This window comes from Citreicella sp. C3M06 (assembly GCF_018860705.1).
Taxonomy (GTDB): domain Bacteria; phylum Pseudomonadota; class Alphaproteobacteria; order Rhodobacterales; family Rhodobacteraceae; genus Salipiger.
Genome location: NZ_JAHKQA010000084.1, coordinates 13,069 through 23,828, shown reverse-complemented (window position 1 = coordinate 23,828; position 10,760 = coordinate 13,069). Strand labels below are relative to the sequence as shown.

General features: G+C 61.4%; 12 protein-coding genes and 1 pseudogene. 7 read left to right on the top strand and 6 right to left on the bottom strand.

Annotation, left to right across the window (positions count from 1 at the left end):
• Nucleotides 1-254: 254 nt before the first annotated feature.
• Both KO516_RS20275 and KO516_RS20270 read left to right on the top strand, forming a co-directional pair.
• Nucleotides 255-620, top strand: a complete 366-nt coding sequence (locus KO516_RS20275; protein ID WP_252737745.1) for a transposase — start codon at nucleotides 255-257, stop codon at nucleotides 618-620.
• 563 nt (nucleotides 621-1,183) lie between these two features.
• A complete protein-coding gene (locus KO516_RS20270) occupies nucleotides 1,184-1,474 on the top strand; it encodes an integrase core domain-containing protein (protein WP_216005605.1) in 291 nt (96 codons plus the stop codon).
• Between the two features lie 128 nt (nucleotides 1,475-1,602).
• Here the strand turns inward: KO516_RS20270 and KO516_RS20265 are convergent, their stop codons facing one another.
• Nucleotides 1,603-1,992, bottom strand: a complete 390-nt coding sequence (locus tag KO516_RS20265) for a hypothetical protein (RefSeq protein ID WP_216005604.1) — start codon at nucleotides 1,990-1,992, stop codon at nucleotides 1,603-1,605.
• Between the two features lie 204 nt (nucleotides 1,993-2,196).
• Between KO516_RS20265 and KO516_RS20260 the strand changes: the two genes are divergently transcribed.
• The 4 genes from KO516_RS20260 to KO516_RS20245 all read left to right on the top strand — a co-directional run bounded on the left by KO516_RS20260 (nucleotide 2,197) and on the right by KO516_RS20245 (nucleotide 6,020).
• The gene (locus KO516_RS20260; RefSeq protein WP_216005603.1) at nucleotides 2,197-3,948 is read left to right on the top strand and encodes a copper resistance system multicopper oxidase; all 1,752 of its coding nucleotides are present in this window, start codon (nucleotides 2,197-2,199) and stop codon (nucleotides 3,946-3,948) included.
• A complete protein-coding gene (locus KO516_RS20255) occupies nucleotides 3,948-4,694 on the top strand; it encodes a copper resistance protein B (protein ID WP_216005602.1) in 747 nt (248 codons plus the stop codon). The genes KO516_RS20260 and KO516_RS20255 overlap by 1 nt, the downstream gene beginning before the upstream one ends.
• 82 nt (nucleotides 4,695-4,776) lie before the next feature.
• Nucleotides 4,777-5,139, top strand: coding sequence for a copper resistance CopC family protein (locus KO516_RS20250; protein ID WP_216005601.1), 363 nt, complete (start codon nucleotides 4,777-4,779; stop codon nucleotides 5,137-5,139).
• A 2-nt stretch (nucleotides 5,140-5,141) separates the two neighbouring features.
• A complete protein-coding gene (locus KO516_RS20245) occupies nucleotides 5,142-6,020 on the top strand; it encodes a CopD family protein (protein WP_216005600.1) in 879 nt (292 codons plus the stop codon).
• A gap of 48 nt (nucleotides 6,021-6,068) precedes the next feature.
• On the opposite strand, the gene KO516_RS20240 is transcribed toward KO516_RS20245, so the two are convergent.
• The 5 genes from KO516_RS20240 to KO516_RS20220 form a co-directional block, all read right to left on the bottom strand.
• The gene (locus KO516_RS20240; protein WP_216005599.1) at nucleotides 6,069-6,830 is read right to left on the bottom strand and encodes a MauE/DoxX family redox-associated membrane protein; all 762 of its coding nucleotides are present in this window, start codon (nucleotides 6,828-6,830) and stop codon (nucleotides 6,069-6,071) included.
• A gap of 11 nt (nucleotides 6,831-6,841) precedes the next feature.
• The gene (locus KO516_RS20235) at nucleotides 6,842-7,666 is read right to left on the bottom strand and encodes a DUF305 domain-containing protein (RefSeq protein ID WP_216005598.1); all 825 of its coding nucleotides are present in this window, start codon (nucleotides 7,664-7,666) and stop codon (nucleotides 6,842-6,844) included.
• A gap of 76 nt (nucleotides 7,667-7,742) precedes the next feature.
• A complete protein-coding gene (locus KO516_RS20230) occupies nucleotides 7,743-8,147 on the bottom strand; it encodes a cytochrome c (RefSeq protein ID WP_216005597.1) in 405 nt (134 codons plus the stop codon).
• Complete coding sequence (locus KO516_RS20225; protein ID WP_216005596.1) at nucleotides 8,144-9,523, bottom strand: multicopper oxidase family protein; 1,380 nt, start codon at nucleotides 9,521-9,523, stop codon at nucleotides 8,144-8,146. Before KO516_RS20225 ends, KO516_RS20230 begins: the two co-directional genes overlap by 4 nt.
• Before the next feature lies 1 nt (nucleotide 9,524).
• Nucleotides 9,525-9,965 carry a cytochrome c gene (locus tag KO516_RS20220; RefSeq protein ID WP_216005595.1) on the bottom strand — a complete coding sequence of 147 codons (441 nt, stop codon included), beginning with the start codon at nucleotides 9,963-9,965 and terminating at the stop codon, nucleotides 9,525-9,527.
• Nucleotides 9,966-10,636: 671 nt separating this feature from the next.
• Here KO516_RS20220 and KO516_RS20215 point away from each other — a divergent pair.
• Nucleotides 10,637-10,760: pseudogene (locus tag KO516_RS20215) on the top strand (IS5/IS1182 family transposase); the annotation flags it as partial.

Here is a 10,760-nt window from a genome sequence, read left to right as displayed (position 1 = left end):
CCTGTCGGCACGGCATCCCTGCTCATCTCGGGGTCAAACCAACCTCTCACACATGCAAGCATGTTCTGCCGGTCAGGGGATCGTCAGAGAACCGCGGCGCTTGAGCGCTTCGTTATAGGTTGGCCAGTTCGTGGTCTTGTAAGTCGGTTGTGTCGGTCTGCTCATACAGAGCAGCTACCACGCTGGATTCACCAGATGAATCCCACACCGGATTTGTACAACAGAGCCGGGAGAACGTAGCGATGAGTATGACGATGGACGACAGCATCAAGCGTTGGACGACGAAGCCGATGACGACCCTGGTGATTGAGATCATCCAGGGCAAGACGACCGTGTCGAAAGCAAGTCGATCATTCGACCTCACACCCTCCGAGATCGAGGGCCGGGTTGAAGACGCCAAGCGGGGGATGGAGAACTCGCTGCGCGCCAACCCACTCGACATCCGCGATCAATACGAGAAGCAGCTCCGGGACCTTCAGGAAGCCTATGGCGAGGCCTTGCTGGAGCTGCGGCCCGAAAAATGCAGCAGGGCCTCTTGGCGGAGGGCGTCGCGGTGTCGACCGCCAAGCTCTGCACGTGGCTCGGCATTCCCCGGCGCACGGTCTACTACAAGCCGGTGAAAGCCGCGCCGAAGGTCGATCCCCGCTTCGCCGAACCGATCAAGAAGACCCCTCTCACACATGCAAGCATGTGTTGCCGGGCAGTGGATCGAGGAGGAGCCGTCCTTCGGCTATCGGACCGTGGCCTGGCTCCTGGGCTTCAACAGTGAGGCCCCGAGCGCGACTGGTACGAGTGAGAGGGCCGAACGACGGTGCAGAGGAGCTTTCAAATCAAGGGCTGGCCCTTCTCGGCAGCATCCTGCGGATGCGCCTGCCGGGCAATGGGTTCGCAAACGCGCTGTCGGTATGCGGCCCCGCATCCAAGCCGTGCCGTCGGTTGCCGCTGCGCCGAACTAGAGATGGTCGACCGATCTCGCCCGCATCTGGACGGGCAAGGACGGCTGGGCCTCCTTGGCCTTGGTGATCGACTGTCAGAAGCGCGCGCTTCTGGGTTGGCACCTCTCGAAATCCGGCAAGGCGACGACCGCCAGTGCCGCCCCCGAGCATGCCCTGATCGCCAGGTTCGGCACCTTGGGCCGGGTCGAGGAGGAGTTCCTGCTGCGCTCTGAAAACGGCATTCGCCATTGGGCTCGAACCAATGGCGCCTCTATGGCTCATTCTTCGCCAGCCATCACTTCACAGCCATCGTCCGCAGCTACGGGCTGAAGCAGGAGTTCATCACCCCGCACTGCCCGCAGCAAAACGGCATGGTCGAGCGCTTCATCAGGACGCTGAAGGAGCAATGCGTGGATCGCCACCGCTTCGAGAGCATCCAGCATGCGATGCGCGTCATCCGTGACTGGATTGCCTTCTACAATAACCGCCGCCCTCACAAGCGCTTGCCACGCGCACGCCCGCCGAGGCATTCACTTTAGCGGCCTGACCTGAGCAGATTCCGCTGGGTCGATACAAGACAGCTTAGACGGTACACTGGGCTGACATGCCCGCGACACGGCCCCTACCTCACATAGTCGTTAGCTTCCAGCAGCTGGAGGGCCTCTTCCTACTTGACGGCTGACCGCCGAGGCGTGTTTACCGTCGGTGGACGAAAGGAAACTATGTGCTCGGTAGAGTCTTCATCATTCTTGTTGCATTGCAGCTCGTTGTTACGAGTGCATTTGCGCATGTGATGCCGATGGCCGAACATTGTGCAGAGCCTGTGGCTCAGCATACGCATTGCGGAGAAGTCTTCGTCCTTCAGGATCAGGTGGTCGATGTTGCCTTCTCGGCCGAGCAACAGACCAAGCCAATGGGGCTGCTGCATTGCGGCAGCGTTGCCTGCACGGATCAGGTTGGGAATACGTCTGCTGTCGACCTGCACAAGGACGTTCGGATCGCTGATCTGAACCCTGCCGAGCCCAGCTTGGCCCTGCAATCCGTCCTTCTTTCCCACCTTCGGCCCCCTCTGGCCTGAGGACGCCTGACTGGCGTTGATTGCGGCGTCGCCTGAACGGCTACGTCCGGCAATCCGATCATTTGTGGCCATTTTTCAGGTTCAAACCTCCGGCCCATCTGATCCTTCTCCCCTCCCTTCGCTGCCTTGGCAGTGACCTCCTCTTTGCGGGGGCACCTTTTGGTCCGCGCTCACGGAAAACACATGAAACACACGAATATTCTGCGGCCTCTTGCCGTAGTGCTGGGGCTTGCCCTCGGCCTGCCCGCGCAAGCTGACACCTACGATATCACCGTAGACAAGGTCCGGATCGACACCGGGACCTTCAAAAAGACCGGGATCGGCTACAACGGCAGCCAGACCCCCACTATTCTGCACTTTCAGGAAGGCGAAGACGTCGTCATCCGCGTAAAGAACAACTTGCGCGAAAGCACGTCCATTCATTGGCATGGCCTGATCCTGCCGTTCCAGCAGGACGGCGTGCCGGGCATCAGCTTTAACGGCATCAAGCTAGGCGAGACCTTCACCTACCGCTTTCCGATCGAACAGGCCGGCACTTACTGGTTCCATAGCCATTCCGGCTTTCAGGAGCCCGATGGTGCCTACGGAGCCATCGTGATTTCCCCGAAGGGCGGCGAGGCCGTGCCCACGGATCGCGACTACGTGGTCCAGCTGACCGACAAGCATCCGCACAGCGGATCGCGGATCTTCCGCAACCTGAAGGCTTCGGCGGATTACTACAACCGCGCGCAGCGCACGGCGCAGGACCTGATCGAGGACGCAGGTGCCGAGGGTCTGAAAGCCGCCCTTCAGGATCGGAAAATGTGGGGTGCCATGCGCATGATGCCCACGGATATCGAGGACGTTCAGGGCTTCACGCCGCTGATCAACGGGGCCAGCACCCAGAAGAACTGGACCGGGATCTTCAAACCCGGCGAGAAGGTGCGCCTGCGCCTGATCAACTCCTCGGCGACGACCTATTTCGACGTGCGCGTGCCCGGTCTGAAAATGACCGTGGTGCAGGCCGATGGCAACGATGTCAAACCGGTCGTGGTGGACGAGCTGCGCATCGCTGTGGCGGAAACCTATGACGTGATCGTCCAGCCGAGCGCAGCCAAGGCCTATTCGATCATCGGGGAAAGCGCGGGGCGCACCGCTATGGTGCGGGGCACATTGGCGCCGTCCGAAGGCATGGTCGGCCCCTACTACAAGATGCGGCCTCAGCCTCTTCTGACCATGGCAGACATGGGCGGTATGATGTCCGGAATGGATCACTCGGGGATGGACATGGGCGGCATGGATATGTCGGGGATGGACCACTCGGGCATGGATATGAGCGGGTTCGACATGTCCGGGATGGATCACTCCGGCCATGACATGAGCAGCATGGACATGTCTGGCATGATGTCCGGGATGGACATGGGCGGCATGGACATGTCCGCCGGGACGCCTGTCGTCCCTGCCGAGGGCGCGCCGGGCGCCGCCTTTTACGCTCCGGGCAGCGGGTTGATCCCGACGGCGGCGAATGGCGGCAAGTTCCTTGGCTACGAAGACCTCACCGCGCGCAAGCCGCTCTACCCTGATCGCCCCGCCACCCGCGAGATCGAGATCCGGCTCACCGGCAACATGGAACGCTACATCTGGTCCATCGACGGCGTGAAATACGAGGATGCCGACCCGATCCGCCTGAAATACGGCGAGCGCGTCCGCTTCAAGTTCGTCAACGAGACCATGATGGCGCATCCGATGCACCTGCACGGGATGTGGACGATCATCGACACCGGCAAAGGGGCATACGACCCCGTGAAACACACGGTCAGCGTCGCTCCGGGAACGACACTCTATACCGAGACCGAAGTCGATGCCCCCGGCCAGTGGGCGTTTCATTGCCACCTCTCCTATCACATGGCCGGCGGCATGTTCCGCAAGGTCATCGTCGAAGGCGGGCCGTCCTGATGGGCGCGCATTCCAAGGAACCCGATCACATGAAAAAACGACTGCTTGGAACGGCCCTCGGGCTTCCGCTTGCGTTGACTTTCACCTCTGTCGCGATGGCCGATCCGGCGAAGTCCCCGACTGTCTGGGGCGTGCGGACCGACAAGCTTGAATACCGGGTGGGTAATGAAGAGAACTCCTTTGCCTGGGGGTTCGAGGCCTGGATGGGCAATGACGAGTTGCGGCTCGTCTGGAAGAGCGAAGGCGCGAAAATTGAGGGCGGCGATTTCGAAGAGATGGACAACCAGATCCGCCTCCAGAAACCGATCACCGATTTCTTCGACGGGTTTGTCGGGGTCGCCGCTTCCACGCCGGACGGCGCGCCGGAGCGCTACTATGGCGCTTTCGGGGTGACCGGCCTCGCGCCGCAGTGGTTCGAAGTCGAAGCGGCGCTCTACATCTCCGAATATCCCTACTTCGGGGCGGAAGTGGAATACGAAGGCCTGCTGACCAACCGGTTGATCCTGACCCCCTCTGTCGAGGTCAGCCTTCCGCTGGCGGATGATCTCGCGCGCGAAATTGCGGCGGGCGGCGGCTCTGTCGAGCTGGGGCTGCGCCTGAGCTATGACCCGATCGGTCGCAGCCTGTCTCCTTATATCGGCGTGAACTACGAACGCGCCTTTGGCGGCACAGCCGACATTCTGCGCGATCATGGCCATGAGGTCGGCGAGCTGACCGGCGTAGTCGGCGTCAACCTCATGTTCTGATTTTTCTGCGCCCTCTCGGCCACGTCGAAGCCGCGGAGAGGGCGCAGCCTTTTCAACCTGAACCAACCAAGGGAACATCCCAATGAAACTTCGTACGATTCTGACTTCCGCCGCGCTGTCGGCCAGTCTTGCCCTGAGCGCAGGCGCTGCATTGGCACATGGCAAGGGCATGATGACCATGCCAAGCAACGGCCAGACGGTCGGCGCGAACACCAAGGTCATGCACCTGATGTTCAAAGACCCGATGCAGATCACTACCGTCACGATGAAAGCGCCGGACGGCAAGACCTACAAGATCAACGGCCCAGCCGCGAATGAGTCCGTGAAAACTTGGGAAGGCAAACTGCCCAAGCTCGCGCCGGGCAATTACAAGGTCGACTGGCGCGGTATGTCGCCGGACGGCCACCCGATGAACGGCAGCTTCGCGTTCAAGGTCGCGAACTGATCATGGGCGGAGTTCTTGCCGCACTGGAACCGGTGCAGATCGCCTCGATCCTCGTCAAAGCGGGGATGTATGTCACTGTCCTGCTTGCGGCGGGCTCCGTCATCAATCTCTGGCTCCTCACGGAGCTGGATGCCGCTGCAAGCCGTCGCCTCAGGCGGCTTGCAGCATGGTCTGCCGTGGTGGGCATCGTGTTCAGCGCGCTGAACATCCCGCTACGTGCGGCCTTTTTCTACGGGGGCTTTGGTGGCGCGCTTGATCCGATGATGCTCCAGATCGCCCTGTCCAGTCCACTTGGGTTGTCGGTAGAGGCAGGCCTTCTTGGCCTACTCGGCATCGCGACCATCGTGTTCAATCGCGGTTGGACGCACCCTCTGGCGGTGCTTGGGGTTGCTCTTGTGGCCGTCAGTTTCGCGCTTCGCGGTCACGCGACCGGCGAGCCGAGGCTGGCGCTTTCGACGCTTTTCGTCATCCACATCCTTGCCGCCAGTTTCTGGATCGGGGGCTTCTATCCGCTCTATGACATGGCAGGGCGCGGCAACGGGGCCGCGGTCCGCACTGTCGAACGGTTCGGTCAGGCGGCGCTGGTCATGGTCGGGCTGCTTGTTGCAGCAGGCGTCGTGATCCTGGTGATCCTGACGGGCGATCCTATCGCGGTCCTCACCCAACCCTGGGGCCAGTTCCTGACGCTGAAACTCGCGGTGGTCGCGCTGCTTCTTGGGCTTGCAGGGCTGAACAAGCTTCGGCTGACACCGGCCTTGGCCGAGACCGGAAACGCGGGCCCCCTGCGGGCGTCGATCCGGTGGGAGGTCGCGGCCTTTCTTGTGATCCTGCTTGTCACCGCGACCTTCACGTCCACCGTTGCGCCCGAGCACGTTGGCTAAGCCGGAATAACAATCGGGGGCAGCCCGACGCCGCCCCCGTTTCTCATCTTATACGCCGAGGGCGCGCAGCCCCATCCAGAGGCCCATCAGGATCATCATCAAGTTCTCGGTCAGGGAAATAAAGCCGAGCGGCACGTTGGAGTTCCCGCCGACGCAGGCACATTTCAACTCGCGCTTGTCGATGTAGACCGCCTTGAACACACTGACCGCCCCGATGGTCCCGATGAACAGGGCAACGGGCGCGGAGATCCATGTCAGAACACCCGCCGTCATCAAAATGCCAGCCAGCGCTTCGGCGTAGGGATAGACCTTGCCGTAAGGCACCCAGCGTTTCGCCAGCAGGTCATAGTTCAGGAACATCGTCGAGAACTGCTCGACATCCTGAAGCTTCTGGATCGCCAGAACCGTCATCGACAGCGAGAGGAACCACAGGACGCTCTGCCAGGTCAGAATGGTGCTGTATTGGTGCCACGCCAGCCCAAGCGCCAGTAGCGCACAGACCGAAAAGATCGCGATGACAGGGCGGTACGTCGTGTCGCTCTGCTCTTCCTTGGGCGGGTCGATCCCGAGGAAGATGCGCAGCTCGTCATGCCCCCCAATCCGTTCCCCGTTGATGAAGGTCTGGGGAGTCGTCTTGACGTCATGCTCGCGCTTGAAAGCTTCGGTTTCCTCCTTGGTCTTCAGGTGATGGTCTTCGACGACGTAGCCATTGCGCTCCAGCAGATCCTTGGATTTCAGCCCAAAGGGGCAAGTATGCTCTGGCATGACCATGCGATAGAGAACGGCGGTTTTCGTGATATCCTTTTCCATGATCATCATCCTCAATTCGTGCAGCTGTACTGACCGCGGAAACCGGCTTCGTAGTCGGGGCCCGCGCTGATGACAAAGTCCTGAAGGTTGTCATCTTCGGTTTCGCGCAGCTGGATCGTTATGGGGTCAGCCGCAAAGCTCTCTCCCCCGCCATCGAGGCGGACAAGATCACCGCTGATCTTGACCAGCGCGGTGTCGCCTCCTGCCGCGAAAACGGGCGGGCTCGTCTCAGTATAGGTGAAGCTGCACACGGCCCCATCCGGGAAGACCTGAGCGATATCTGCCTGCGTCAGGAACTCCGGGTCGACCTTGGCGACAACCTCGCTGGACAAGGCGTCCTGAGCGGATTTCAATTCGGATGCGGGCTCATCCCCTGCAGATGCCGCTTCCCCATTTGCCGATATATCCGCGATCAGATAGCGCATTTCGGCGATTTCCTTGTCCTGAGCGTAGATGATGTCATCCGCCAAGGCGCGGACCCTTGGATCGGTGATTTCCGCGCGGGACGAGGTCATGATGGCGATCGAATGGTGTGGGATCATCGCCCGCATGTAGGCGCGATCTTGCACCGTCACCTGACTGCGCACCAGCCAGAGCGCCCCTGCGAAGATGACGACGGAGCCGACAAGGATAGCGATGTTCAAGGCGCGGTTCTTGTACATGCCAAGCATGAAGGCCAGCATGACGAAGGCCATGACCGCCCCCATGACGATCGCCATATAGGCCCGCGTTTCCGACCAGAAGACATGGCTGAACAGATAAGTGTTCAGGTACATCAACCCGAACATCAGGGCCGTGGACACGGCAATCATCAGGAAAAAGCGGGAATAGGCCATCGGCACCTCCAGGTTCGTTCAGGGAACCAACAACCTTCCAGTGGGTGAATGTTCCCGAACAGTTGCATTTTCCGGTTTATTCCTGCCGCGTGACCTCTCTTTGGTGGGCGCGTTGGCGCTCTGGCCAAGTGGATTTGATGTAGTCGAGGATCGCGCGGATTTGCGCATCGCTGAGGCTGTCGCCAAAGCCCGGCATGTTGCCCTCATAGCCACCACCCACCACAGCGGCGGTGCCATCCCGCGTGATGCGAAACAGGATGTCGTCGCCATGATGCCAAGTGTGGCCCGTGGCATCATGGGGCGGCGCAGGCAGTCGCCCGTCTGGACCAGCCCTGCGCCAGTCCGGCTGACCCTCAAGCTCCACACCGTGACAGGAGGCGCAGTTCTGTTGATAAAGCGCAGCGCCATCCCGGCTTTCGTCCGCCCCGACGGGGTAGGCCAAGCCCGAAAGCGCTGCTGTAAGCAGAAGCAGCCCCCTCATGACACGATGATCCAATTCGTCATGCCAGAGGCGGCGTGCCCCAACATGTGACAATGCAGCAGCCACTTTCCCGGATTATCCGCAACGAAGGCGATTTCCGTCGTCTCGCTGGGCATGACCAGCACCGTGTCACGCAGCGGCCCAAGAGCGCCGTCTTCCTTGCGCACCCGGAAATGCATCCCATGCAGGTGCATCGCATGCGGGAAGATCGTGTCATTGGTCATGCGTATACGGGCTGTCTCCCCACGCGACAGGGTGGCAAAGGGCGTCTCGCCTAGCCCGACCTGTCCGGCCAAGGCCCAGAACTGGCCATGCTGCACCAGCTCCTGCCAGCCCAGTTTTTGCCCGTCGAAGGTCGCACTCTCCAGGCCGCGCATTGCACCGCCCTGCAGCGGCATATCAAGGACAGGCGCGGCGTCGACGCCTACAACTTCCATGCGCGGATTGCGCGGCAAGGGCTGAGGCGCACCGCGAGGCACCGACGCGGCCCGTCCTTTGACAGAGACTTCGGCCAGCACGCGCCAAGTATCATCCGCCGCAGCAAAAAGAAGCCCTGCGGTTTCCCCCTCTTCGGCCGTGACGTCGACGATCAGGTCCATACGCTGCGCAGGGGCGAGCACGAGCGTGTCCGCCACCCGTTCTGGCGCGTCGAGCGGCATGCCGTCAATCGCCACCGTCCAGCCGGTCATCCCCTCCAGTTTCAGACCGAAGATCTGGGCATTGGCCGAGTTGATCAGCCGCAGCCGCAGCCGCTCGTTCTGTCGGGCCGACAGTTTATAATCGTAGCGCCCGTTCACGCCCACGAGGTTGCCGATCTGGCCTGCGTGGCTGCGCGTCATCGGCGCTGCGAAATCATCGACGAAAAGACCCGTGTCCGGGTCCAGCAACCAGTCGTCGATCATCAGCACCTCGTCCCGATCCACGTCCGGCGGTGTCGCCTCTTCGATGATCAGGGCACCGGCAAGGCCCCGCGCGACCTGTTCCATCGAATTGGTGTGGGCGTGATACCAATAGGTTCCGGCATCGGGCAGATCGAAGGCGTAGTCGAAGCTCTCGCCGGGCGGCACCGCATTCTGGGTCAGCCCCGCGACACCATCCATGGCGTTGTCGATACGGATACCATGCCAATGGATCGAGGTCGGAACCTCCAGCGCATTCATCAGGCGTCGTTCCAACCGGCTGCCTTGTGCGGCACGGATGACCGGGCCGGGGAGTGTACCGTCATAGCTCCAGACCGGTGTCGCCGGATAGCCATCCGGGGCAAGCTGGACTGTGGCCGCCTTGGCCGTCAGGAGGGGCATATCCTGAGCGTAGGCAGGGCGTGCCAGCGGAGCCAAGGTCAGACCTGCGCAAAAGGCGCGTCGCGTCAGCGTCATGTCAGTTGATCCCGTTGGCGCGCTGCACTTCGCGGATATAGGCGGTGATCGAGATCACATCCGCACGCGTCACCTCGGGCTGCGGCGGCATGTCTCCGAATTTCCAATGGTGCGCGCGCACGCCGTTCGCAGCCGCCATCTGGAAGGCCATGTCGCCGTGATGCGACGGCTCGTAGATCTTGTGGATCAGCGGCGGAGCGAACCCCATTTTCCCGGCGGCGTTTTCGCCGTGGCAATCCGCGCAGACCGCATCAAAGGCCCGCTTGCCCATGGTCGCCTCGGCCGACAGCGCCTCGGGCAACGTGACGGCCACCATGGGCGCGCCCTGCGCTGGCGCCGTGGTTTCTTGCACGGGGGTGGCCTGCTCCGGGAAGCGGATGACAGCATAGGCACCAAGCGCCACGGCAAAAACCGCGGCCCCAGCAAGGGTGAATTTGATCATGGGAGTATCCTGTCCTGCGCGGCTTTGACGCCTGCGCGTCCTGATGACGGGTCGACCAAAATCGACCCAAGTTCAACTAGAGCGGGCTCAGGCCCGAGGAGGAGGAAGGTCCAACGACAGGCTTATCGTCGTGCCATTTAGAGGCTCAAGCCACGCATGACGGAGGCGCAAGACACTGTCGTAGCGCAGTGGCTGACGGTCATCGAGAACAGCATGGGAGGCGCAGGCCGCCATATCAGCGCAAGGCGCGTCAGCTTGGTGGTGGTTCGCAGGGATCTGCTGGCCCGTAGGCTTCATCGCTTCTGGACAGGCCGCGCAGTCATGCATCGAAGCCCCCGCCGCAGACATTTGCGGCAAGGCAGCCAGCATCATGAGGCCGGTCAAGACGATGATGGCGATTAGGCGCATATATACCCTTGATTGCAGCACTCAAAATGGGCTCTGACGACGGTACGGTCAATCCCAAAATGGCGCCATCCCCCTCGCTATCGGCCTCGATGGTTTATGCAGCCTATACCCGCAGTCCACCTTTGTGCCGGCGTTTGGTGCCATGCAGCGCAGGCCATGAATGTCGTGGAAGGGCTGACACCGGCGCTCCGCTTGACTAGGATCATGACCCATAGGTTCCAGGTCTGCTGCATGATTGACGGCTCCAAACAAGGAGCGGTGACATCTCTGATCTCTTCTGGCTGATCGACGCCCAGATAGCCCGTTTGGCGCCTTTTTCCCCAAGTCCCATGGTAAGCCTCGGGTCGATGACAGACGCGTGTTGAGTGGGATTATCTTCATCAATCG

What these genes read in the sequence shown, in the direction of transcription:
- KO516_RS20275 (WP_252737745.1), top strand. Translation starts at nt 255, where the DNA reads ATGGACGACAGCATCAAGCGTTGGACGACGAAGCCGATGACGACCCTG.
- KO516_RS20260 (WP_216005603.1), top strand. Translation starts at nt 2,197, where the DNA reads ATGAAACACACGAATATTCTGCGGCCTCTTGCCGTAGTGCTGGGGCTT.
- KO516_RS20230 (WP_216005597.1), bottom strand. Translation starts at nt 8,147, where the DNA reads ATGAGGGGGCTGCTTCTGCTTACAGCAGCGCTTTCGGGCTTGGCCTAC.
- KO516_RS20240 (WP_216005599.1), bottom strand. Translation starts at nt 6,830, where the DNA reads ATGGAAAAGGATATCACGAAAACCGCCGTTCTCTATCGCATGGTCATG.
- KO516_RS20245 (WP_216005600.1), top strand. Translation starts at nt 5,142, where the DNA reads ATGGGCGGAGTTCTTGCCGCACTGGAACCGGTGCAGATCGCCTCGATC.
- KO516_RS20250 (WP_216005601.1), top strand. Translation starts at nt 4,777, where the DNA reads ATGAAACTTCGTACGATTCTGACTTCCGCCGCGCTGTCGGCCAGTCTT.
- KO516_RS20235 (WP_216005598.1), bottom strand. Translation starts at nt 7,666, where the DNA reads ATGGCCTATTCCCGCTTTTTCCTGATGATTGCCGTGTCCACGGCCCTG.
- KO516_RS20225 (WP_216005596.1), bottom strand. Translation starts at nt 9,523, where the DNA reads ATGACGCTGACGCGACGCGCCTTTTGCGCAGGTCTGACCTTGGCTCCG.
- KO516_RS20255 (WP_216005602.1), top strand. Translation starts at nt 3,948, where the DNA reads ATGGGCGCGCATTCCAAGGAACCCGATCACATGAAAAAACGACTGCTT.
- KO516_RS20220 (WP_216005595.1), bottom strand. Translation starts at nt 9,965, where the DNA reads ATGATCAAATTCACCCTTGCTGGGGCCGCGGTTTTTGCCGTGGCGCTT.